The sequence below is a fragment of the Acrocarpospora sp. B8E8 genome (assembly GCF_039871605.1).
Classification (GTDB): Bacteria; Actinomycetota; Actinomycetes; order Streptosporangiales; family Streptosporangiaceae; genus Acrocarpospora; species Acrocarpospora macrocephala.
In genome coordinates this window covers 22,314-44,618 of the sequence record NZ_JBDPLV010000033.1, presented here as the reverse complement: position 1 = coordinate 44,618, position 22,305 = coordinate 22,314, and the positions used below count along the sequence as shown (strand labels likewise).

Sequence of the window (22,305 nt, the reverse complement as noted above, 5' to 3'; positions counted from 1 at the left end):
GCGTCTTCCCTCGTCTCTCCAGTCGCTACGCTCCCTGCGTTCCTCAGTCCAGACACAGGCGCGGCCGAGCCAGCAAACGGATATCAAAGGAGGTCCTCAAAATGCTGGAAGTACCCACTAAAAAGCGCACGGTGGGCGTCATCGCGGGGGCCCTCCTCGCGGCGGTCGTCCTCACGGCGGGCGCCACCCTGATCCCCGGATCCGAAGCTCCCGCCCCCGCGGCTCCCGCCGTGGCGGTCGGTTCGAACGGCTCCGCGCCAGGCTCGATCCCCGCGCTCCAGGTCCGCTTGAAGCGGCTGCCGAAAGACGACAGCGCGTGGGCCGCCCTCGGGGCCGCCTACGTTCAGCAGGCCAGAATCACTGGGGATCCCTCGTTCTATCCCAAAGCCGAACAGGCCGTCGCCCGGTCGCTGGAGCTCAAGCCGGGCAACTTCGCCGGGCTCACCGGACAGGCCGCGCTCGCGGCGGGCCGCCACGACTTCGCCGCCGCCGTACGTCTCGCCGACCAGGCCATCGCCGCCAACCCTTACGGACCGGTCGCGTACGGCGTGCTGGCCGACGCGCACACCCAGCTCGGCGCGTATGACCAGGCCACGAAGGCGATCACCAGGATGATGGAGCTCGCTCCGGGCGTCTCCTCCTTCACCCGGGCTTCCTACGACGCCGAGCTACACGGGGACCAGGTGACCGCGCGCCGCATGCTCGAATACGCGCTCCGCGACGCCTACCTCCCCGGCGATGTCGCCTTCTGCCAGCACTACCTGGGCGAGCTGGCCGTGCACTCGGGCGATTTCGACCGGGCCCGCGAGCACTACCGGCTGGCGCTCTCCGCCGACCCGCAGTTCGTGCCCGCACAGGCCGGTCTGGCCCGCGTCGCCGCGCTCACCGGAAACCTGGCCGAAGCCGCCGACCAGTACGCGAGCGTCACCGGACGCCTCCCCCTCACCCAATACCTGGTCGAATACGGCGAAGTCCTCGAAAAACTGGGCCGCGACGCCTCCGGCCAGTGGCGGCTGCTCACCGCGCAGCGCGGGCTGATGCGCGCCAACGGCGTCTACGACGACGTCACCTGGGCCGAGTACGAGGCCGACCACGGCGACCCGGCGACCGCCGTCACGTATGCCCGGGCCGAATACGACCGCAACCCCAGTGTGATCGCCGCCGACGCGCTCGCCTGGGCCCTGCACCGGAACGGCGACTCCCGCCAAGCCCTGCCGTACGCGAAGGAGGCGACCGCCACCGGCTGGCGCAACGCCCTGTTCGCCCACCACCGGGCCGAGATCGAGCGAGCGCTCGATCTCCCGGCAGCCAAGTCCGAGGCCCTGGTCACGACCTACAACCCGCGCTTCGACCCGGAGCTCCCAGCCCTGCAGAGGTTCTCATGACCACCGCCCTCGACCACCTGGCCGACCTGCGCGGCGCCGACGGCGCCCGGCGGCCATCCCGGCTCGGCCGCGGCTTCCGGCTGGCCCTCACCGCGGCCCTGACCGGGCTCGTCGTGGCCGTCGCGTCGCTGGCCGTGCTGATGGCCATCCCCGCGGTCGCGCAGGCACACCCGCTCGGCAACTTCACCGTCAATCACTACAACGGCCTGCGCCTCTACGCCGACCATGTCGAGAACACCGCCGTCGTGGACTCCGCCGAGCTCCCCACGCTCCAGTCGGAACCGGCCATCGACACCGACGCCTCCGGTTCGGTCTCGGCCGGCGAGTCCCAGACCCACGCCACCTCCCAGTGCGCCGCCCTGATCGCCGCCCAGCGCCTCACCGTGGGCGGCTCCCCCATCCCCTGGCAGGTCGACACCGCTTCCTTCGCCTACCACCCAGGCCAGGGCGGCCTCAAGACCAGCCGCCTGACCTGCGCCCTCACCGCCGCCACCACCCCCACCGGCACGATCGCCTTCACCGACGACTTCCTCGCCGACCGCCTCGGCTGGCGCGAGATCACCCTCTCCTCAGATTCGGTACGGCTCGCGCCCACCGGCCTCCCCGTCACGAGCGTCTCCAACGAACTCCGCGCCTACCCGGAGGACCTGCTCGCCTCCCCCCTCGACCAGCGCGCCACCACTGTGACCGTCGACCCCAACGGCACGATCCCCGGCCTGCCCGAGACGGCTTCCACCCAGAGGATCTCGACCCCCGGCATCTCCGCCCCCGGTCCGATCGGCTCCTGGCTGGCCGGTCTCGACCGCACCTTCACCGACCTGGTCGGCTCCACCTCGCTCACCGTCCCCGTGGGCCTGCTGGCCGTCCTCCTCGCCGCCGTCCTCGGCGCGGGCCACGCCCTCATCCCCGGCCACGGCAAGACCATCATGGCCGCCTACCTGGCCGGCCGCCGCGGCCGCCCCCGCGACGCCCTCGTCGTCGGCATGACGGTCACCGTCACCCACACCGTCGGCGTCCTGGTCGTCGGCCTCCTCCTGAGCGCCTTCTCCGCCCTGGCCGGCGACTCCGTCCTCGCCTGGCTAGGCCTGGCCAGCGGCCTCCTCATCACCGCCATCGGCGCCCGCCTCCTCTGGACCTCCCTCAAGGGCAACCGCGACGGAACTGCCTACGGCCACGGGCACGGACATGGTCACGGGCACGGGCACGGGCACGGACATGGTCACGGGCACGGGCACGGACATGGGCACGGGCACGGGCACGGACATGGGCACGGCCATGGCCACGGACATGAGCACGCCGACGAACACAGCCACGCACCCGATCACGCGGAAGAACACGGACATGGTCACGGGCACGGACATGGTCACGGGCACGCACTTGCAACCGAGAGAGCCGGTAGTGTCACGACTCTTGAGCGGAGCGACGTCGAGGTTCTCGCGGATCTCGAATCTCCTGAGCCGGAGCAGCCCAAGCAGGCTGCGCGCAGCGGGCGGCGGATCGGACTGGTCGGCATGGGCATCGCCGGTGGCCTCGTGCCGAGCCCATCCGCCCTGATCGTGCTCCTCGGCGCAATCGCCCTCGGCCGCACCTGGTTCGGCGTCGGCCTGGTCGCCGCCTACGGCATCGGCATGGCCGCCACCCTAACCGCCACCGGCCTACTCCTGGTCAAACTGGCAAGCCGCCTCGACCGCCTAACCACCACCGGCACAGGCCTCCTCTCCAGAATCTCCACCCTCGCCCCAATCGGCACCGCCTTAATCGTCATCACCCTCGGCTTAGGCCTAGCAATCCGCTCCCTCACCGGAAGCTCCTAAAGAGGGCGTTTCGGGAGCGCATGAGCTGTTGATACCCGCACGCCCGTAGGGACTTTCCGGAAGCAGATTGACCCTTGGTGCCGACACGCTCAACTGACAGTTATGGGCGAGCGAGCCATATCCCAGCGATCTGTCGGACGAGTGGTGGGAGCTGATCCGGCCGGTGGTGTCGGCGTGGAAGGGCAAGCACCCCTCGGTCAGCGGCCATGCAGGCCGTTACGAGATGTGACGATCGTCCACCCGTGGGCGGGTACCAGGCAGGGGTCGTGAGGGTCCCCGCCCGAGGTCTCGGCAACGGCGAGCCCGGCGCCGTCCAGCGGGAATCGGTATGCCTGCGCGCCCAGGTTGAGCAGGGTGAGGAACCTGCCCGCGCCGTCGTCCGCGGCTTCGAACGCGACGGCCGTGTTGGTCAGATGGCGCACTTCGGTGCGCGCCCGCACCAGCCACGGATGGCGGCGCCGCAGCCCGATCAGGCGTTGGTGCAGCCGGTACACCGGCCACCCGGCGGGATCGAGCTCACCCGAACTAGCGGGGAAGGCGGGCCGGATCGCGTCATCGCCGCCGCCCGATCCTCCTTCAACCCGCGGAAGGCCTGCTCGTCACCGTAGTAGACGCTGGGCAGCCCGCCCACGGTGAACAGCACCGCCAGCGCGTGGCCGAGATAGCGCTCGTCGTCGAGCCGGGTGGCCAGCCTGGTCACGTCGTGGTTGCCAGCGAACGTGAGCGGCAGGAACGAGCGGAGGCAGGCGTTGTGCCGGTCCACGGCCCAGGCCAACTCGAAGAGGTTGCGGTCGTTCAGCGAGCTCCAGATGGCCTTCCACAGCTCGTACTGAGTTACCGAGTCCAGCCCGCTCCGCGCCACGTAGTCCCCGTAGTCGCCGTGGATCATCTCGCCGACGAACCAGGCGTCCGGATGGCGCGGGCGGATCTGAGTGAGCGCCTTGTGCCAGAAGGCGGCCGGCATAGCGTAAGCGGCGTCCAGCCGCCACCCCGACGCGCCGCGGCTCAACCAGTGATCCATGACCCGCACGACGTGGTCAAGCACGTCCGGATGGTCGTGGTTGAGCGTCACCAGCCCGTGGTGCCCCTCGAACGTGCGGTGCCCTGCTCCCTCGGGTACGAACCAGTGCGCGAAGTGTGGATCGGCGAACTTCGGGTGCCCCCTGCCCACGTGGTTGAACACCCCGTCCAGGACGATCCGCAGGCCCCGGTCGCGGGCGGCGCGCACCAGCCGGTCGAAGTCCGCCTCGTCACCCAACCGGGGATCGATGCTGAAGTGGTCGAGAGTGTCGTATCCGTGTGTCTCCGAGGCGAAGATCGGGCCCAGCAGCAAGCCCGAGCAGCCCAACTCAATGGCATAGTCCAGCCACGGCTCCAGGTGTCGCAGGCGGTGGCGCACCGGCATGCCGGGCGGCGCGGCCCCGGGCTCGGCGCCGGTAAAACCCAGCGGGTACACGTGCCACCAGATCGCATGTTCTCTCCACGACGTCACGCTAGTGAGCCTAACTCAGTAGCTGGTGTAATGTCGGCGCATGCGACGAAGTGATCGGCGCCCCAGGCAGCGCCTCGGCGAGGAGGCGCGCAGGCAGGCCATTCTGCGCGCCGCTGGGGAAGCGTTCTCACGGGCCGGATACGAGCATGTTTCCGTCGATCAGGTGGCTGCGACGGCCGGTGCGTCCCAGGCCTTGGTGCACCGCTACTTCGGCAGCAAGAGCAAGCTTTACGTGGCGGTGGTCGAGGCCGCGATCGGCCGGCTGCTCGACCGGCAGCGCGCCGCCGACGCCACGCTCAGATCCGGTGCGACGGCACTGGAACGGCTTGCCGTCAGCATCGGGATCTACCTGGACACCGTGAAAGAGTGGGCGGCCGGCTGGCGCGGGCCGTTCCTGGCGCCGAGCGGCGAGCCCGCCGAGGCCGCCGCCATCCGGCAACGCAGCCGGTGGCAGTACGTTCGACTGCTCCACGAGGTCCTGGAGCTCGACGACACAGAAGGCGTAGATTACGCGCTGTATGGATACCTCGGGTTCCTGGATGCCGCCTGCCTGGCCTGGTCCGAGGCTGGCTACCCGGACTCCCACCGACAGCTGCTTACCGACCAGGCCCTGTCAGCCCTCGACGGCGCCCTCCGGCCGTCCCTCTAGGAACATCTAACAGAGTCCCCCTGTCCCCTTCCGGTGACGCCACGCAGGCGGGGATTCGGGCGGATTTCCCCGCCGATGCCGGAGCTTCTGCCAGGCCTACCTGAGGTCGTGTCAAATGCCGCAGCCACTCCCGGCGCCAGTGTGGCGAGAACCGTCACCGGCGTTAACGGCGCCGGATGACGGCGAGCAACCCGGCGGACCGCTCATTTTCTTGGGCGCCCCCGGCCTAAGGCGTGGGATCCGCTGGATACGGCCTGATCAGGACGGGCATACTGCGATCATGACGATTCGAGCGTTCGCGCGGATCCTGTGGTGATGCGGCTGACGCCCTTCTACGAGCGGGTTCTCGACGCCGTGTGCGAGGTGGACCCGAGCTACGGCCTGCGCCTGGCCGGGGCGTACGCGCTGCGGGCGCATGGGCTGGTCGAGCGGCCGAGCCGGGGGTTGGACTTTGTCACGGTCAGTGAGTTGCCGCTGGTTGACATCGCCGACCAGGTGGCCGAGGCGTTGCGGGAGGACGGTCTGGCGGTGAAGCAGCGGCCGGGGAGCCCGCTGCAGGCCAGGATGGTGGTCTCGGATCCGGTGGTGCCCGAGCAGGACTGCCCGGTCAATGTGCTCAAGGCACCGCTGCAGCGGCCGCCGGTGCTGATCGACGACCGGCCGGTGGCGGATCTGGACGACGTCGCGGGCATGAAGGTGGGGGCGGTGCTGAACCGGGCGCTCCCCCGGGACCTCATCGACGCGACCGCCCTCAGCGAGCGATATTCCTTCGATGACCTGGAACGCCTGGGCGCGCACTTCGAGGAGGGCTTCACCCAGCAGGGGCTGGCTTTCGAGCTGGAGACCGCCCTCGTTTACGACGAGGACGCCTACGCCGAGTACGGCCTCCCCCCGGAGCAGATCGCCCGGGTCAAGCGTTTCGCCCTGCTCTGGTACGAGGACCTGTCGATGCGCATCGCCGAAGAAACCGACATCGACCCCTTCGAATAGGGCATCAACCCAAGATCCTTGCGGGGCCCGGCCCTGACGTCACCGGGCGGAGCGGAACTCCCTGCGGATCTTCCGAGCCGTGGCCTTGATCATGTCCTTGGTCCGGAGCAGCCGCGCCTCCGCCGTCTCGGTACGGCCTTCGGCCGCCAGCCGCCGGTTCCCGGTCCGAGCCCCCAGCCGCTGCTTGGCCATAGCCTTCAATTCCCGAAATTTCGTGATGAGTCGCATACCAGTCGTCTGCCCGCGACGACCGTCCGTTAACGCTTTCGGTTAACGCGGGAGGTCATGCCGTCCCGACACGAACTCCTGAACGGCGATTTTGGCTCGGATCACCGGGCGGCGCCAGCGCTCCTCGCGGTGGAGGGCGCGCGCCAGCTTGCGGTCGTTGCCCGTGTAGAACCAGTGGGCCCACGGCGAGCCGGGACGCGCGAGCCGTACCGCGCCGACATAGCCGAAGACGGGGACGAACAGGCCGACCAGGCCGCTCCAGATCTTGCCTTTGAGCAGAGTGATCACGGCGAAGATCAGGTTCAGGACGAGAAAGGCCGTACCCGCCCCGATCCCGTCCGAGACGGTCCAGTCGAGCGGGCGGCGGCCGAGCAGGAGCAGGGCGGTGACCGCGATGGCCACGAACACCGCGTCCACCGAGGTGCGGCCCTCCTCGGCCCAGTAGACATCGCGCAGGTGCAGGATCAGGGCGAACTCATCCAGCACCAGCGCGGACCCGACCCCGAAGACCGCCGCCGTGACCGCGTGCCACCCGACCGATACCCCCGAGACGATCAGCCCGGCCACCCCGCCGAGCAGCATCAGCACCACCCCGAACACCACGTGATGGATGTGCATGTCGCCCACGTTGACGTTCTTGAACCACCAGCGCGTCTCCGCCCGGATCAACCGCACGTTGATCCTCGTGAACACGAAAGCCACGATCAACGCCACGAAGAACGCGAACAACGGCAACCGTTGCGTATCGACGATGCCGCGCTGGAAGAGTTCAGTCATAATGCCCCGATCTTCGATGGTACCCAGCCCCTGGCCTCCCAGCGCGCAGCGCGACCGGCGCCAGATAACGGCGAGCAACCCGCCCTCTTATGCCAGGAAGCCCCGCAGCAGGGCGGCCGTGCCCTCCAGGTGTTCGGCGACGGCCTGGCGGGCGCGGTCGGGGTCGCGGTTCAGGATGGCCTCGACGATCGCGGCGTGCTGGTCGGCCGAGTGCTGGATGTTGAAGCTGAGGATGGGGATGGCGTTCAGCAGGTCGGTGACACGTAAGCGCGCGTCGGCGCAGGCGGCGGCGAGCAGTGGGGAGCCGGTGAGTTCGGCGATGCACAGGTGGAAGGCGGTGTCGAGGCGGCGGTAGTCGGAGGGGCCCGCCTCGTTGACGTCGGACAGCCTGCGGCGGAGGGTGGCGATCTGGGCGGGGGTGAGGTCGCGGTCGGCGAGGACCTGGGCCGCGCCGCATTCGACGGCCATCCGGAAGGTGAGCGCGTCGTCGAGTTCGCTGGGGCCCATCTCGTTGACGGCCCGGCGCAGGTCGCCGTGGCGCGGGTCGGGCGGCTGGTAGACGACGAAGGCGCCCCCGTAACGTCCCCGGCGTACATCCAGATATCCGGATTCCTGCAGGGCACGGATGGCTTCGCGCAGGGTGACGCGGCTGATGCCGAGTTGGGCGGCGAGTTCCCGTTCCGGGGGCATTTTCGCGCCGTGGGCGACGACGCCGAGCTTGATCGCCTGGAGCAGCCGCTCGACGGTCTCCTCGAACGCGTTCCCCGAGCGGACCGGACGGAGCAACGAAACGAGTGAGGATTCCGTCATCATGCACCGCCCTCCAAATGGCCCAAGATTAGCCCAATCCGCTGTTGACGAGCTGACAGGCCTGGTGCTTGCATGCCTCCATTGGTCTGATTCCAGACTTTTAGAAGGGACTCGCGCGTGCTGACTGTGGAGCAGCTTCGAGTTGAGGCCGAGGCAGGCAAGATCGACACGGTGCTGCTGGGGTTCACCGACATGCAGGGCCGCCTGCAGGGCAAACGGCTGTCGGCACGCTACTTCCTGGACGAGGTGCTCCGCCACGCGGCCGAGGGCTGCAACTACCTGCTCGCGGTGGACGTGGAGATGAACACCGTCAGCGGTTACGCGATGTCGTCCTGGGATCGTGGTTACGGGGACTTCGTCTTCAAGCCCGATATGGCCACGCTCCGCCGGGTCCCCTGGCAGGAGGGTACGGCGCTGGTCCTGGCCGATCTGGTCTGGGAGGACGGCTCCGACGTCACGGCCTCGCCCCGGCAGATCCTGCGCCGCCAGCTGGCCCGGCTGGGCGAGCGCGGCTGGGGGGCGTATGTGGGGACCGAGCTGGAATTCTGCGTGTACGCCGACAGCTATGAGGAGGCGTGGCGGAACGCGTACCGCGATCTGACCCCCACGAACCTCTACAACGTGGACTATTCGCTGCTCGGCACCTCCCGGGTGGAGCCGCTGCTGCGGCGGATCCGGCTGGGTATGGAGGGCGCGGGGCTCTACGTGGAGTCGGCCAAGGGCGAGTGCAACCTGGGGCAGCACGAGATCGCGTTCCGGTATACCGACGCGCTCGCCACCTGCGACAACCACTCGATCTACAAGAACGGCGCGAAGGAGATCGCGGCCCAGGAGGGTATGTCGCTGACCTTCATGGCCAAGCCGAACCAGCGTGAGGGCAATTCCTGCCATATCCATATATCGCTGAGGGACGCCGACGGCACCCCGGTGATGGCCGGGTCCGAGCCCTACGGCCTGTCCAAGATCGGGCAGCATTTCATCGCCGGGCAACTGGCCGCGATGCGGGAACTCACCCTCCTCTACGCGCCCAACATCAACTCATATAAGCGGTATGTCCCCGGCTCGTTCGCCCCGACCGCCGTCAAATGGGGCATCGACAACCGCACCTGCTCGCTCCGCCTGGTCGGCCACGGCCACGGGCTCCGGATCGAGAACCGGGTGCCCGGCGGCGACGTGAACCCCTACCTGGCGGTGTCCGCGCTGATCGCGGCCGGGCTGTACGGCATCGAGAACGAGCTCCCGCTGGAGGACCCCTACGGCGGAAATGCCTATATTTCCGGCGCGGAGACCGTCCCGGCGACGCTGCGCGACGCGCTCGACCTGTTCGCGGGGTCCACGCTGGCCGCCACCGCCTTCGGGCAGGATGTCGTAGACCATTACGCCAACTACGCCAAGGTGGAACTGGCCGCCTTCGACGCGGCCGTCACGGACTGGGAGATGTTCCGGGGGTTCGAACGACTGTGAAGACCGTCAACCAAGCCAAGGCAGAGCCAGCCACCTTCGACGCGACCGCCACCGACCGGCAGACGATCCGGGGGTTCGAACCACTATGAAGACCGTCAACCAAGCCAAGGCAGAGCCGACCACCTTCGACACGGCCGCCACCGACCGGCAGACGTCCCGGGGGTTCGAACCACTGTGAAGATCGTCAACCCGGCCACTGAGGAGGTCGTCGCCGACATTGAGCTCGCCGACGCCGCCGAAGTCGACCGCGCAGTGGAACGAGCCCGGGCAGCTTTTCGGACATGGCGCGAAATATCGCCCGGGGATCGGGCGCGATTGCTGCGCGCCTTCGCCCGACAGGTCGAGGAGCACGCTGAGGAGCTCGCCCAGCTGGAGATCACCAACTCCGGCCACACCGTCGGCAACGCCCGGTGGGAAGCCGGGAACGTCCGCGATGTCCTGCACTTCTACGCGGGCGCGCCCGAGCGTAACCACGGCAAGCAGATCCCCGTCCCCGGCGGGATCGACATCACCTTCCAGGAGCCGCTCGGCGTGGTCGGGGTGATCGTGCCGTGGAACTTCCCGATGGTGATCATGATGTGGGGGGTCGCCCCGGCCCTCGCCGCCGGGAACACGGTGATCGTGAAACCGGCCGAATGGACTCCGCTGACGGCGCTGCGGCTGGCCGAGCTGGCCCTGGCGGCGGGCCTCCCCGAGGGGGTGCTCCAGGTCCTGCCTGGCGCAGGGGAGGTCGCGGGAGCCCGCCTGGTGGACCACCCCGAGGTCGCCAAGATCGTCTTCACGGGATCCACCGAGGTCGGCAAGCAGATCGCCGCGAAGGCCGCGGGACAGGTCAAGCGCGTCACGCTCGAACTGGGCGGGAAGAGCGCCAACATCGTCTTCGCCGATTCCGACCTGGCCAAGGCCGCGGCCTCCGCGCCGATGGCGGTGTTCGACAACTCCGGGCAGGACTGCTGCGCTCGGTCCAGGATTCTGGTGGAGCGTTCCGTCTATCACGAGTTCCTGGAACGGTTGACGGTGGCCGTACGGGAATTGAAGGTCGGAGATCCCCGCGATCCGGACACGGCGCTCGGGCCGTTGATCAGTGCCGAGCATCGGGAGCGGGTGGCCTCGTTCGTCGAGAGACCGTACTTCCAGGGAGAATGCCCGGCGGGGCCCGGCTTCTGGTTCCCTGCCACCGTGCTGACCGGGGATGAGGATCGAGCCTTCCGCGAGGAGGTCTTCGGGCCGGTCGTGTCGGTGGTGCCTTTCCAGGACGAAGCCGACGCGATCGCGATCGCCAACGACACGCCATACGGATTGTCCGGGTCCATCTGGACCAGGGATGTGGGCCGGGCGTTGCGGGTGGCGCGGGCGGTCGAGGCGGGGAACCTGTCGGTCAACTCGCATTCCAGCGTCCGCTACTGGACGCCGTTCGGCGGCTTCAAACAGTCCGGCCTCGGCCGGGAACTCGGCCCGGACGCGCTCGCCGCGTTCACCGAGACCAAGAACATCTTCATCGCATCGGAGTAGAGGCTTACATGCAGCGTTTGCAGGACCGGGTGGCCGTCATCACCGGCGGCGCCGGGGGGATCGGCCTGGCCACCGCCAAGCGGTTCGCCGCGGAGGGGGCCAAACTGGTCCTGGTCGACCTGGATGAGAACGTCGGCGACCAGGTCGCGGCGGAGGTCGGGGGGATCTTCGTCCGGGCCGACGTGACCAGCGAGGACGACGTGATCCGGATGTTCCAGGTGGCCTACGACACCTATGGCAGCGTGGACATCGCGTTCAACAACGCGGGCATCTCGCCGACCGACGACGACTCGATCCTGACCACGGGGATCGACGTTTGGCGGAAGGTGCAGGAGGTCAACCTTACGAGCGTGTACCTGTGCTGCAAGCATGTGCTGCCCTATATGCAACGGCAGGGGAAGGGGTCGATCATCAACACCGCGTCGTTCGTGGCGGTGATGGGGTCGGCGACGTCGCAGGTGTCGTACACGGCGTCCAAGGGCGGGGTGCTGGCGATGAGCAGGGAACTGGGGGTGCAGTTCGCGCGGGAGGGCATCCGGGTGAACGCGCTCTGTCCCGGGCCGGTGGACACGCCCCTGCTCAGGGAGCTGTTCGCGAAGGATCCAGAGCGGGCGCAGCGGCGGCTGGTTCATGTGCCGATGGGACGGTTCGCGCGGGCGGAGGAGATCGCGGCGGCGGTGGCGTTCCTGGCGTCCGATGACGCGTCCTTCATCACGGGGGCGGAGTTCCTGGTGGACGGTGGTATTTCCGGCGCTTATGTGACGCCGCTGTGAGGCCGGTGATCGGGATCACATGTTACGTCGAGCCCGCGGCGTACACGGTGTGGCAGATGACGGCGGCGCTGTTGCCGTACGACTACGTGCGGCACGTCGAGCGGGCGGGCGGGCAGCCGGTGATCCTGCCGCCCGCCGGGGAGCCCGCCACGCTGACCGGGCGGCTGGACGGCCTGATCCTGGCCGGAGGCGGCGACATCGACCCGGCGCGCTACGCCGCGGACCCCCTCCCAACCACCGCTCCCTCCTATATCCGGAAATTTCGGGATGATGCCGAGTTTGGGCTGGTTCGGGCGGCGCTGGCGGGCGGGTTGCCATTTCTCGGGATCTGCCGGGGGCTCCAGGTGCTCAACGTCGCGCTCGGCGGGACGCTGCACCAGCACGTTCCCAACGTGGTCGGCCACACCGGCCATTCCCCCGCTCCGGGCACATTCGGCCGCCTTCCCGTACGGCTCTCGCCGGAACTCGCCAAGATCTACGAATCCGACGAGATCACCCCCGCCCACTACCACCACCAGTCCATCGACCGCCTGGCGAACGGTCTCACCGTCACCGCGACCGCCGACGACGGCACCATCGAAGCCGTACAGCTGAACGAGCGGACCACAGCCGTCCAGTGGCATCCGGAAGCCGACGAGGACGGCCGGCTCTTCGACGACTTCGTGGCCCGGATTCGGCTAGGCTGGCCGGACACCGGTGATCCCGCGCGGGAGAGCGGCCTGGCATCCGGCCAGGTCCCCTGAAGGAGCAAGCCCTCCCCGCGAACCTCTCAAGGCAAAGGACCGTGCGGGCCAGGTGTCCTCTGGAAAGCAGGCCTGCGCCTCGCCGAAGGTGAAAGTCCGGGCAAAATCCGGGCGAAGCTCTCAGGCACCGATGACAGAGGGGGAGGATGCAGAACATCCGACCCTGCCTGAGGTGCGCCCTATGCCACGACAGACACCGCTGCACGAGGTTCATCAGAGCCTCGGCGCGACTCTCACCGACTTCGCCGGCTGGCTGATGCCGCTCCGCTACGGCAGCGAGTCCGCCGAGCACAACACGGTGCGCTCGGACGCCGGGCTCTTCGACCTCTCCCACATGGGGGAGATCTTCGTGACCGGACCGCAGGCGGGCGAGGCCCTCGACTACGCCTTCACCGGCCAGCTGAGCACGCTCGCGCCCGGGAAAGCCCGCTATACGGTGATCTGCGCCCCCGACGGCGGCGTGCTGGACGACGTGATCATCTACCGGCTGACCGCCGAGGAGTTCATGGTCTGCGCGAACGCCTCCAACTACCCGCGCGTCGCCGCCGAACTCGCCGACCGGGCCGCCAGGTTCGAGGCGAAGGTGGCCGACCGCTCCGAGGAGTACGCGCTGATCGCCATCCAGGGCCCTCGCTCGCAGGAGATCCTGGCCACGCTCACCGACGCCGATCTGGACGGCCTGAAGTACTACGCCGGGCTGCCCGGTGTCGTGGCGGGCGCCGAGGCGCTGATCGCGCGCACGGGTTACACCGGTGAGGATGGTTTCGAGCTGTTCATCGCGAACGCGGCTGCCGTACCGCTCTGGCGGGCTCTGACCGCCGCGGGCGCGCGCCCGGCCGGGCTCTCCGCCCGCGACACCCTCCGGCTGGAAGCCGGCATGGCCCTGTACGGCAACGAGCTCACCGAAGAGACCACCCCGTTCGACGCGGGCCTCGGCCGGGTAGTGAAGTTCGACAAACCCGGCGATTTCATCGGACGTGCCGCACTGGAGACCAAGACCGAACCGCGCCGCCGCCTGGTCGGCCTGGTCGCCCGCGGGCGGCGGGTCCCCCGGCACGGCTACCCGGTCGTGGACGCGTCCGGGGCGGTCGTCGGCGAGGTCACCAGCGGCGCGCCGTCGCAGTCGCTGGGCAAGCCGATCGCGATGGCGTACGTGCAGGCGGAAATGTCGGAAAATGACGATCTAGCCGTGGACATCCGCGGCACGCGCGAACCGGTCGACGTCGTTGACCTGCCTTTCTACAGGAGGAAGAAGTGAGCACCATCCCCGGCGAGCTGAGCTACACCAAAGAGCACGAATGGGTGGCCGGCCTCGATGACGGACTGACGGTGACGGTCGGCATCACCGAGTACGCCGCTGAGGCGCTCGGTGACGTGGTCTACGTGCAGGTGCCCGAGGTGGGCGGCACGGTCGCGGCCGGAGACGCGGTGGGCGAGGTGGAATCCACCAAATCGGTCAGCGACATCTACTCCCCCGTCAGCGGCGAGGTGGTCGAAACCAACCAGGCCGTCGTGGACGACCCGTCCCTGGTCAACTCCGACCCCTACGGCGAGGGCTGGCTCTTCCGGATCCGGATCGAGGCCGACCCGACCGACCTGCTGACCGCCGAGGAATACGGCACCCTCACCGCGGGCGAATAGCCCACTAGCAAGGGCACAGATCAATGGCGATCAGCGTCTTCGACCTGTTCAAGATCGGCATCGGGCCGTCCAGTTCCCACACGGGCGGCCCGATGGCGGCCGCCCACCGATTCGCGCGCGCGCTCAGCCAGGACGGCCTCCTGGAGAAGACCGCCCGCGTCGAAGTCATTTTGTACGGCTCGCTCGGCCTGACCGGCAAAGGTCACGGCAGCGACAAGGCCATCCTGCTCGGGCTGTCGGGCGAGAAACCGGAAACGGTCGACGTGGAAGCGGTCGAATCCCGGCTGGCCGAGATGCGGTCGACCGGGACGATCCGGCTGTTCGGCGGCCACGACATCCCGTTCGTGGTCGGCGAGGATCTCGTCTTCGAGCGCAAGATCTCCCTGCCGCACCATCCGAACGGCATGCGCTTCACCGCGTACACCGCCGATGGGAACCCGCTGCGGGAGAAGATCTACTACTCGGTCGGGGGTGGCTTCGTCGTGGACGAGAACGCCACCGGCGCGGATCGCATCAAACCCGACGACACCGTGCTCCCGCACCCGTTCACCACGGCTGCCGAGCTCCTGGGCCACTGCGCCGAGACCGGTCTGTCCATCTCCGGCTTAATGCTCGCCAATGAGCGCGCCTTCGGCCGCGACGATCAGCAGATCAAATCCCAGCTTCTCCACTTGTGGGAGGTCATGTCGGAATCGGTCCGCCGGGGTTCCTCGCGGGAGGGTGTGCTTCCCGGCGGTCTCAAGGTCCGCCGGCGCGCGCATCAGCTCCAGCGCCGCCTGCAGAGCGAATCCGCCGAACGTGATCCCCTCCAGGCCATGGACTGGGTCACCCTGTTCGCCCTGGCCGTCAACGAGGAGAACGCCGCGGGCGGGCGCATCGTCACCGCCCCCACCAACGGCGCGGCCGGAATCATCCCTGCCGTTCTGACCTACTACTCCAGGTTCATCCCCGGCGCCGACGATGAGGGCGTGGTCCGTTTTCTCCTCACCGCGGGCGCCGTCGGGGTGCTCTTCAAGGAGAACGCCTCCATCTCCGGTGCCGAGGTCGGGTGCCAGGGTGAGGTCGGTTCGGCCTGCTCGATGGCCGCCGCCGGGCTCACCGAGGTCCTCGGCGGCACGCCGGAACAGGTCGAGAACGCCGCCGAGATCGGCATCGAACACAACCTCGGCCTCACCTGCGACCCCATCGGCGGCTTGGTGCAGATCCCCTGCATCGAACGCAACGCCGTGGCCTCCATCAAGGCCATCGCCGCCGCCCGAATCGCCCTCCGCGGCGACGGCCGCCATTTCGTCTCGCTGGACAAGGCCATTCACACCGTACGCACCACTGGGCGAGACATGTCCACCAAGTACAAGGAGACCAGCAGGGGCGGCCTGGCCGTCAACGTCATCGAGGCGGAGTCCCACGTGGGCGTCAACATCGTGGAGTGCTAGCGAGCGGCGGGGCGTACTCGGGATCGGCAGTATTCTGGCGACCCGAATGAGGAGGCCAGGGTGATGATCCGCTCGCGGTGGGGTGTGCACCTGTTGTTTGGGGGGGTGCTTCTCGCGGGTGTTGTCGTGCGAGGGCTGGCGGTGCTGGGGTATCGGCCGGTTTTGTGGTTTTGGGCGGATTCGTTCTCTTATCTGAGTTCGGCTGTTGATCTGCGGCCGTTGCCGTCTCGGCCGGCGGGGTACTCGCTGTTCCTGTGGTTCTTCGACAGCGTGCAGGTTGTTGTGGTCGTGCAGCATCTGATGGGGATCGCGATGGCTGTGGCGATCTACGCGGTGTTGTTGCGGGCTGGATTGCCTGCGTGGGGTTCGGCATTGGCCGCCGCGCCCGTTCTGCTGGATGTGCATCAGGTGCAGTTGGAGCATCTGATGATGGCCGATCTGCTGTTCACCTTCCTGGTGGTCATGGCGGTCGTGCTGCTGCTGTGGCGGCCCGCGCCGTGGGCGGTGGTGGCCGGGCTCGGCCTGCTCGGGATGGCGACGGTCACGCGGACGCTGGGGCTGCCCCTGGTCATCGTCGCGGTGGTCTGGCTGCTGCTCAGGCGGGCGAGCTGGCGGGCGGTGGGGGCGGGCGTGCTCGCCGCCGGGGTCGTGATCGGGGGGTACGCGACCTGGTTCAACGCCGTGCACGGCTCGTTCGGCCTGGGCGGCAGCAACGTCTGGATGTGGTCGCGCACAATGACCTTCGCCGACTGCCGGATCATGGACCCTCGCCCCGAGCTGGCGGTCCTCTGCCCGGAAGCGGGTCCTCGGCTGGCCGCGCCCGTCTACATCTGGGACCCGAAGTCCCCCATCGTCCGCAGCGGGGCCGAAAAGGAGGAACTGACCGGCGAGTTCACCTCGCTGGCCATCCGCAGCCAGCCCCTGGACTTCCTGCTCACCGGCCTCGGCGACGCCCTCTGGGCCTTCGAATGGAACCGCCGGATATATCCCTCGCCGGGCCCGCAAAGCGCATATGTCTTCCCCGACTCGGTACGACCGTTCCCCGACAAGGTCGCTTCGGCCGGGCGAACCGCCACCCAATTGACCGTCGAGTACCAGGGTTCCAGCGCCGAGACCCGGATCGTCGAGCCGTACGCGGGCTGGCTCCGGGCCTACCAGGAACACGGCTACCTGCGCGGACCCTTCCTCGCGGCGATCCTGCTCGCCGGGCTGGGCGGGATGCTCGTCAAACTGGTCCGCGGCCGATTCGCGGACCTGACACCCGCGCTGCTGCCCTGGACCGCCGCGATGACACTGACATTCCTGCCGCCGCTGGTGGCCGCGTTCGACCACCGGTATGTGGTGCCCGTCGTCCCGCTCGCCTGCCTCGCCGCCGGGTTGGCCCTCGCCCGCCGCGCCAGCGGTGACATGCCGATCGCACCCGCCACCCGAGCCAAGCACAAGGCCCGACTCACAGCCGGGTGACGTGCAGGCGCACCAGGACCGGGAGGTCGGCGCTCGGGCCGAGGACGCCGCGTACGCGGGTGATGGCCTGCTGGTCGAGGCGGCGGGCCACCTCGCCCAGGGACGCGCCGGGGCGGCAGCGGACGTGGATGCGGGTGCGCTCGCCGCAGACGACCCGGACTGTCAGCTTGTCGACGCGGTCCAGGCCCTGGAGGGCGACGCCGAGCATGGCGGTGCCGGTTCCGTGGCGGGTGCCGTACCGGTGCAGGGCGAGGGCGAAGATGAGCCAGCGGGTGGCGATGGCGGCGGCGGCGGGGAGCACGGCGGCGGCGATGATGTAGGCCCAGATGTGGGCGGCGAAGAAGCCGGGGTCGAGGATGGCGAGGTCGGGGTGGGCGTCCCTGGCCCAGAGCGCGTACAGGCCGGCGAGCAGCAGGAGCGTGCCGACGATGCCGATGCCGATGCGGTTGGCCATCAGATTCTCCTCCGGCGGAGCCGTACCACGACCTCGTGGCGGCCGTGCAGGGCCAGGCTCTGCAGGCGGTCGCCGACGGCGGCGCCCACCTCGCGCAGCAGGTCGCCGGTGCGGTCGGCGTCGGTGACCACGGTCACCTCGATCTGGCCGTGCCGCAGGCGGACGCGTGCCACGTCCACGCCGTCCACGGTGAGCGCCGCCGCCACGAGGGTACGGCGCAGCCCTTGCCGGGTCAGGCCCATGGTCACGCCCTCGTCGGCGGTCTCCAGGGCGATCAGCTTCACCCGTCCCGGCAGCAGGGCCAGCAGGATCAGGACCACGCCGGCCGTGATGGCGGCGAGCGCCAGGCCAGGGACGAGTGCGTCGCCCCAGGTCCTGGCCACCAGGCGGGACATTCCCGGCCACGCCGCGGGCCCGCCCAGCCAGGAGACGACCATCTCGGCCGTGCTCCCCCAGGCGACGATCGCGAGGGCGGCCGCCACCACGACGCCCGCCGAGTCGCGGCCGGGGCGTAGCCTCCTGGTGGCCTGTCTGGCGAGCATTCTGCGCCGGGCTCGGCTCGCGGTGGAGTGCCCGCCGGCCAGGATCTCCTCAACCGTGCTCATGGTCATCCAGGGATACACGGACGCGGCGGCCACCGGGCGGCTCACCCGCCACTTTGCCCGATCATGCAGGGGCGAAGCCGGATTGTTTGCGACGTAGCCGGTTAACATGAACCCAGCTCACATACGCCGGGCGGACTAAGCTGCCTAGCAGACATCGACCGCGATGCCTGGAGATTTCATGACATCTGCTGAAGCCTCGGCAGCCCGTTATGACCGGGCGACCGCGGCGCTCGAACCGCCCTTCGCGGTGCTGGACCTGGACGCGTTGCGCGCCAACGCCGCCGACATGGTCCGGCGGGCCGCCGGGAAGCCGATCAGGGTGGCCAGCAAGTCCATCCGGAGCCGGGCGATCCTGGAACGTGTGCTGGCGATGGAGGGCTTCGCCGGAATCATGGCGTACACGCTCGAAGAAGCATTGTGGCTGGCTTCTTGTGGTTTCACCGACATCCTCGTCGCGTACCCGACCGCCGACCGCGCCGCCATCGCCACCCTGGGCGCCGACGCCCGAGCGGCCCGCGAGATCACCCTCACCATCGACTCCTCCGACCACCTGGACCTCCTCGACGGCCTCCCCCACGAAATCCGGATATGTCTTGATATCGACGCCGGATTTATCACCATGGCGGGGAAGTTCCGCGCGGGTGCGCTTCGCTCCCCCGTCCGCGAACCGGACCAAGCCACCGAACTCGCCGCCCACATCGCCAAACGCCCCGGCCTCCGGCTCGTCGGGCTCCTGTCGTACGAGTCCCAGATCGCCGGCGTCGGCGACAACCTCCCCGGCCTGTACGGCAAAGCCGTCCGCTGGATGCAAGCCCTGTCCCAGCGCGAGCTCATCGTCCGCCGGGGCCGAATCGTCCGAGCCGTACGCCAGGTGGCCGACCTCGAATTCGTCAACGGCGGCGGCACCGGCAGCATTGAGCGAACAGTACGAGAAAGGGCGATAACCGAAGTAGCCGCCGGTTCAGGCTTCTACCACCCGCGCCTCTTCGACTTCTACCGCGACTTTACCGGCATCCCCGCCGCCCTGTTCGCCCTGCCCGTGGTCCGCAAACCCGCCCCCGGCGTGGCCACCGTCCTGGGCGGCGGCTACCACGCCTCCGGCGCTCCCGGCCCGACCCGGCTCCCGCAGCCGTACCTGCCGGCCGGCCTGCGCTACCACCCCGACGAGGGCGCGGGCGAAGTGCAGACGCCTCTGCTCGGCGAGGCCGCCCACGACCTCCGCGTCGGCGACCGCGTCTGGTTCCGCCACGCCAAAGCCGGCGAACTCTGCGAACACTTCCCCGCCCTCCACCTCATCGAGGGCCCAGAAATCACCGGAACCGTCCCGACCTACCGAGGCGAGGGCAAGGCCTTCCTGTGAGGACAACCGGGCAGCCCCTTTTTGGCGCCGGTGCGGCGAGGAGCCGTACGAACGCGAACAGCGCCGGATAACGGCGTGCTACCTCCGGCGGCGGCGCATGATGATGATCGCCGCGCCGATGGCCAGGGCGACCCCCACGCCGATCAGGATGGGCGCGATGTTGGGGGGCGGGTATTCGTCCTCCCATCCCTCGGCCTCGCCGGGACTCGCCGCCCCGTTCGCCGCGGCGGGCGCGGCCCCGTTCGCGACCGGGCTCGTGGCGCCCAGCCCGCGTCCGGCCCCGTTCGGCCGCTGCGCTCCCCCGCCCACGAAGTCGCCGATCGTCGTGACGACATGCTCGGCCTGCGCCTTCACCCTGGCCACGTTGCGCTCCGCGACCCGCTTGGGGCTGACCCGGTCCGCGATGGCGTCGACCGTGCGCGCCAGCTCCGTCCGGGTGCGCTCGATCTTCCGCTCCAGCGCCTCGGGATCGGTGTCCGCCATGACGATCCCCTCCTGTTGTCTCGTCTGTGATCAGTGTGGCAGGTCGGGTACGGCCCCCGGACGCCGCCCGACCCGGTAGTTTGTTGCCGTCGCGACCCGGATATTCCAGAGCACGCCACGCGGAGGCGAAGTGAGCCAGTCCAGACTTGAGCCCGGCGACGCCGCACCGGACTTCATCCTGCCCGACGCCGGCGGCGAAGAGGTCTCGCTGAAGTCCTTCCGCGGCAAACGCGTCATCCTGTACTTCTACCCCGCCGCGATGACCCCTGGGTGCACCAAACAAGCCTGCGACTTCCGCGACAACCTGAACGCGCTGACCGGCCACGGCCTCACCGTCCTCGGCGTCTCCAAGGACAAGCCCGCCAAGCTCCAGCAGTTCGCCGAGCGCGACGCCCTGACCTTCCCCCTGCTCTCCGACCCCGGCCTGGAGGTCCACAAGGCGTACGGCGCTTACGGCGAGAAGCAGAACTACGGCAAGACCATCACCGGCGTCCTCCGCTCCACCTTCGTCATCGACTCCGAGGGCAAAATCGAAAAAGCCCTCTACAATGTGAAAGCCACCGGCCATGTCGCCCGCCTGCTAAAGGACCTGGGCATTTCCTGACCCCGGAAAACCGGGTGCCTCCCACCAGCCACCACCCGCTAAGATGGGTGCCACCCGGGACCCGGTCCAGAAATACCGAATTCCCAATAATTAAACAATGGGGTTGTGGCCCAATTGGCAGAGGCACATGACTTAGGATCATGCCGGTGCGGGTTCGAGTCCCGCCAGCCCCACTTTTGGTGGACGTACGCGAACCAGCGGTTGTCATGCTGATGAGCCCGGTCGTCGTCGACCGCACTCGCCCGGTTCGAGGTCGACCAGGCGTGCACGGCCGTCTCGCTTTGCCGGGCATCGGTAGGGTCAGCGGGTGTCCGCGTCGGTCCAGCGGCACCGGGAGTACTGGCACCCCGGAGGTTCGTGGCTGGTGGTGCTCATGAGGGCTGCTCGTCGTCCATGTCCATGCCGAGCAAGACGTAGGGCGTGCCCTCGCCGAAGAGGAGCTCGTGGCCTTCGGTGCCTTCGGCGGCGGCCCCGGTGCTGCGGGGAAACATGGCCTGCTCGTACTTGGTGATGGCGGTTTCGACGTCGTCGGGGTGGACGGCGATGGCCCTGGCGAGTTCGGAGCCGTCGTACATGGCCAGGTTGGCGCCTTCGCCGTTCGGGGCCGTGAGGTGGGCGGCGTCGCCGAGCAGGGTCACCCCCGGCACCCGATCCCACCGGTGTTCGATCGGCAGGGTGTAGAGGGGGCGCAGGACCAGCGGGGTGTCGCTGTCAGTGATCAGCGCGGTCAGCTCGGGGGCCCAACCGTCGAACTCCTGCGCGATCCGTGCGGCGGCTGTGGCGGCATCGGTGAAGTCGATGGCGGCGAACCAGGACTGCGGCTCGGTGACAAACACGTAGTTGTGCAGGGTTCCGCCCCTCTCGCGGTGCGCCAGGAGCCCCTTTCCCGGCGCGAGAGCGTACATCGCCCCCGGACCGACCGCCTTCGCGGTGGCAGGGTGCCGGGTCTCGCTGTCGAACAGGTGGGTTTCGACGGCCGACATGCCGGTGTACTCGGGGGTGGCGTCGGACAGCAGCGGCCGGACCCGTGACCAGGCGCCGTCCGCGCCGACCAGCAGGCTGGTGACAACTGTGGTGCCGTCGTCAAAGGTCACCTCGTGGTGGCCCTCGCCGAGGGCGGCCACGCCGCTGACCCGGTGGCCCCACTTGACGCTACCGGCCGGGAGGGAGTCGAGCAGGATCTGGCGCAGTTCGCCGCGGAGGATCTCGGGGCGTCCACCCGTGCCGTCATCGGGCTGGTCGGCCAGGACGGTCCCGTCCCGGTCGAGGAACCGGCTCGCCTGACGGCCCTCCAGGACGTGGCTGCGGAACTCCTCGATCAGGCCGGCTTCCTGCAGAGCCAGTTGGCCGTTGTAGTCGTGGATGTCGAGCAAGCCGCCCTGGGTGCGCGCGGTCGGGGAGGTTTCCCCCTCGTAGACGGTTGCCGGGATGCCGTGCACGTGCAGGACGCGGGCCAGCGTGAGGCCGCCGAGGCCCGCGCCGATGATCGTGACGGGAGTGGACATGGTGCTCCTTCAGGGTCGAGCGCGCGCCGACAGAAGCCTGCACGGCATGGGAAATGGTCTGGATGCGCGAGTGGGCCGCGTCGTCGTGGTTACGAGCGGTGCGGTTGCGGCAGTTCGGT

Annotated in this window: 22 protein-coding genes, 1 tRNA gene, 1 pseudogene and 1 riboswitch; of the genes and pseudogenes, 15 read left to right on the top strand and 9 right to left on the bottom strand. The window is 68.9% G+C overall.

The features are described 5' to 3' along the window. The first annotated feature begins 101 nt into the window (after positions 1-101). Together ABGB08_RS28820 and ABGB08_RS28815 are read left to right on the top strand one after the other, a co-directional pair. Positions 102-1,385, top strand: coding sequence for a tetratricopeptide repeat protein (locus ABGB08_RS28820; RefSeq protein WP_347596024.1), 1,284 nt, complete (start codon positions 102-104; stop codon positions 1,383-1,385). Next, on the top strand, positions 1,382-3,199 hold the full coding sequence (locus ABGB08_RS28815) for a High-affinity nickel-transporter (RefSeq protein ID WP_347596021.1): 1,818 nt from the start codon (positions 1,382-1,384) through the stop codon (positions 3,197-3,199). Before ABGB08_RS28820 ends, ABGB08_RS28815 begins: the two co-directional genes overlap by 4 nt. Positions 3,200-3,396: 197 nt before the next feature. Here ABGB08_RS28815 and ABGB08_RS28810 read toward each other — a convergent pair whose 3' ends face one another. Beyond that, entirely contained in the window at positions 3,397-3,693 is a 297-nt protein-coding gene (locus ABGB08_RS28810; RefSeq protein ID WP_347596018.1) for a DUF3459 domain-containing protein, read from the bottom strand. Continuing rightward, entirely contained in the window at positions 3,669-4,691 is a 1,023-nt protein-coding gene (locus tag ABGB08_RS28805; RefSeq protein WP_347596015.1) for an alpha-amylase family glycosyl hydrolase, read from the bottom strand. Before ABGB08_RS28805 ends, ABGB08_RS28810 begins: the two co-directional genes overlap by 25 nt. A 40-nt stretch (positions 4,692-4,731) precedes the next feature. Here ABGB08_RS28805 and ABGB08_RS28800 point away from each other — a divergent pair, with 40 nt between their 5' ends. Together ABGB08_RS28800 and ABGB08_RS28795 are read left to right on the top strand one after the other, a co-directional pair. Continuing rightward, entirely contained in the window at positions 4,732-5,340 is a 609-nt protein-coding gene (locus ABGB08_RS28800) for a TetR/AcrR family transcriptional regulator (RefSeq protein WP_347596012.1), read from the top strand. A gap of 315 nt (positions 5,341-5,655) precedes the next feature. Next, on the top strand, positions 5,656-6,330 hold the full coding sequence (locus tag ABGB08_RS28795) for a nucleotidyl transferase AbiEii/AbiGii toxin family protein (protein WP_347596009.1): 675 nt from the start codon (positions 5,656-5,658) through the stop codon (positions 6,328-6,330). Positions 6,331-6,369: 39 nt separating this feature from the next. Here the strand turns inward: ABGB08_RS28795 and ABGB08_RS28790 are convergent, their stop codons facing one another. From ABGB08_RS28790 to ABGB08_RS28780, 3 genes are all read right to left on the bottom strand, one after another. Next, positions 6,370-6,522, bottom strand: coding sequence for a hypothetical protein (locus ABGB08_RS28790; protein ID WP_347596006.1), 153 nt, complete (start codon positions 6,520-6,522; stop codon positions 6,370-6,372). Positions 6,523-6,600: 78 nt separating this feature from the next. Then, complete coding sequence (locus tag ABGB08_RS28785; protein WP_347596003.1) at positions 6,601-7,335, bottom strand: hypothetical protein; 735 nt, start codon at positions 7,333-7,335, stop codon at positions 6,601-6,603. An 87-nt stretch (positions 7,336-7,422) separates the two neighbouring features. Then, positions 7,423-8,145 carry an FCD domain-containing protein gene (locus tag ABGB08_RS28780; protein WP_347596191.1) on the bottom strand — a complete coding sequence of 241 codons (723 nt, stop codon included), beginning with the start codon at positions 8,143-8,145 and terminating at the stop codon, positions 7,423-7,425. A gap of 120 nt (positions 8,146-8,265) precedes the next feature. Here ABGB08_RS28780 and ABGB08_RS28775 point away from each other — a divergent pair, with 120 nt between their 5' ends. From ABGB08_RS28775 to ABGB08_RS28740, 8 genes and pseudogenes are all read left to right on the top strand, one after another. After that, positions 8,266-9,609 (top strand): glutamine synthetase family protein, encoded by a 1,344-nt coding sequence (locus ABGB08_RS28775; RefSeq protein WP_347596188.1) that lies wholly within the window; start codon positions 8,266-8,268, stop codon positions 9,607-9,609. 174 nt (positions 9,610-9,783) lie between these two features. After that, on the top strand, positions 9,784-11,121 hold the full coding sequence (locus ABGB08_RS28770) for an aldehyde dehydrogenase family protein (protein WP_347596000.1): 1,338 nt from the start codon (positions 9,784-9,786) through the stop codon (positions 11,119-11,121). A gap of 8 nt (positions 11,122-11,129) precedes the next feature. Further along, on the top strand, positions 11,130-11,894 hold the full coding sequence (locus tag ABGB08_RS28765; RefSeq protein WP_347595997.1) for a 3-oxoacyl-ACP reductase: 765 nt from the start codon (positions 11,130-11,132) through the stop codon (positions 11,892-11,894). Positions 11,895-11,950: 56 nt separating this feature from the next. Continuing rightward, positions 11,951-12,469, top strand: a pseudogene (locus tag ABGB08_RS28760) (gamma-glutamyl-gamma-aminobutyrate hydrolase family protein); the annotation flags it as partial. Between the two features lie 122 nt (positions 12,470-12,591). Then, a riboswitch (glycine riboswitch) is annotated at positions 12,592-12,689 on the top strand. 129 nt (positions 12,690-12,818) lie between these two features. Further along, positions 12,819-13,895 carry a glycine cleavage system aminomethyltransferase GcvT gene (gene gcvT / locus ABGB08_RS28755; RefSeq protein WP_347595994.1) on the top strand — a complete coding sequence of 359 codons (1,077 nt, stop codon included), beginning with the start codon at positions 12,819-12,821 and terminating at the stop codon, positions 13,893-13,895. Next, positions 13,892-14,278 (top strand): glycine cleavage system protein GcvH, encoded by a 387-nt coding sequence (gene gcvH, locus ABGB08_RS28750; RefSeq protein ID WP_155355386.1) that lies wholly within the window; start codon positions 13,892-13,894, stop codon positions 14,276-14,278. Before gcvT ends, gcvH begins: the two co-directional genes overlap by 4 nt. Before the next feature lie 23 nt (positions 14,279-14,301). Further along, positions 14,302-15,711 carry an L-serine ammonia-lyase gene (locus ABGB08_RS28745; RefSeq protein ID WP_347595991.1) on the top strand — a complete coding sequence of 470 codons (1,410 nt, stop codon included), beginning with the start codon at positions 14,302-14,304 and terminating at the stop codon, positions 15,709-15,711. Between the two features lie 63 nt (positions 15,712-15,774). Then, entirely contained in the window at positions 15,775-17,175 is a 1,401-nt protein-coding gene (locus ABGB08_RS28740) for a hypothetical protein (RefSeq protein WP_347595988.1), read from the top strand. Here ABGB08_RS28740 and ABGB08_RS28735 read toward each other — a convergent pair. Together ABGB08_RS28735 and ABGB08_RS28730 are read right to left on the bottom strand one after the other, a co-directional pair. Further along, positions 17,162-17,629, bottom strand: a complete 468-nt coding sequence (locus ABGB08_RS28735) for a hypothetical protein (RefSeq protein WP_347595985.1) — start codon at positions 17,627-17,629, stop codon at positions 17,162-17,164. The two genes, ABGB08_RS28740 and ABGB08_RS28735, sit on opposite strands and share 14 nt — an antisense overlap. Continuing rightward, complete coding sequence (locus ABGB08_RS28730) at positions 17,629-18,234, bottom strand: DUF6286 domain-containing protein (RefSeq protein WP_155355388.1); 606 nt, start codon at positions 18,232-18,234, stop codon at positions 17,629-17,631. Before ABGB08_RS28730 ends, ABGB08_RS28735 begins: the two co-directional genes overlap by 1 nt. 178 nt (positions 18,235-18,412) lie before the next feature. On the opposite strand from ABGB08_RS28730, the gene ABGB08_RS28725 reads away from it, so the two are divergent. Continuing rightward, positions 18,413-19,594 carry an amino acid deaminase/aldolase gene (locus ABGB08_RS28725; RefSeq protein ID WP_347595981.1) on the top strand — a complete coding sequence of 394 codons (1,182 nt, stop codon included), beginning with the start codon at positions 18,413-18,415 and terminating at the stop codon, positions 19,592-19,594. Positions 19,595-19,672: 78 nt separating this feature from the next. Here the strand turns inward: ABGB08_RS28725 and ABGB08_RS28720 are convergent, their stop codons facing one another. Beyond that, positions 19,673-20,077 carry a DUF3618 domain-containing protein gene (locus ABGB08_RS28720; protein ID WP_155355390.1) on the bottom strand — a complete coding sequence of 135 codons (405 nt, stop codon included), beginning with the start codon at positions 20,075-20,077 and terminating at the stop codon, positions 19,673-19,675. A gap of 130 nt (positions 20,078-20,207) precedes the next feature. Here ABGB08_RS28720 and bcp point away from each other — a divergent pair, with 130 nt between their 5' ends. Continuing rightward, positions 20,208-20,681, top strand: coding sequence for a thioredoxin-dependent thiol peroxidase (gene bcp / locus ABGB08_RS28715; RefSeq protein WP_347595978.1), 474 nt, complete (start codon positions 20,208-20,210; stop codon positions 20,679-20,681). Positions 20,682-20,780: 99 nt separating this feature from the next. Then, positions 20,781-20,854: transfer RNA gene (locus ABGB08_RS28710), tRNA-Leu, on the top strand. Positions 20,855-21,052: 198 nt separating this feature from the next. Here the strand turns inward: ABGB08_RS28710 and ABGB08_RS28705 are convergent. After that, entirely contained in the window at positions 21,053-22,186 is a 1,134-nt protein-coding gene (locus ABGB08_RS28705; RefSeq protein WP_347595976.1) for an NAD(P)/FAD-dependent oxidoreductase, read from the bottom strand. Positions 22,187-22,305 lie beyond the last annotated feature (119 nt).